We start from the raw sequence: 274 nt of genomic DNA on the forward strand, positions 1-274 counted from the left end.
TGATTCAATTGATTGCTTAATGGTCGCACATGGCACGTCACCAATTTGTGCACATTTAAGTATCAGTATAGGTATGGTGCATATTGCGACAGACTTTGGAGGCAATGAACAACAGGTGTTTAAGTTAGCTGATAGTGCGCTGTATCAAGCGCACCAGTATCAAGAGAGAGTAGTAGTGATAAACAAATAACAGGTATTTGTTTAGCACTACCAATAAACTGATGCTATAGATACTCAGAGACTGCGCTTTGACCAAACCCAATTAATTTACCAT

The 274-nt window shown here is 39.1% G+C and carries 1 pseudogene; it reads left to right on the forward strand.

The annotated features are described in order from the left end of the window. Positions 1-190, forward strand: a pseudogene (locus tag CWC11_RS21025) (diguanylate cyclase response regulator); the annotation flags it as partial. Between the last annotated feature and the right edge of the window lie 84 nt (positions 191-274).

The organism is Pseudoalteromonas sp. S3178 (genome assembly GCF_005886985.1).
In the GTDB taxonomy this organism is placed as follows: Bacteria; Pseudomonadota; Gammaproteobacteria; order Enterobacterales; family Alteromonadaceae; genus Pseudoalteromonas; species Pseudoalteromonas carrageenovora.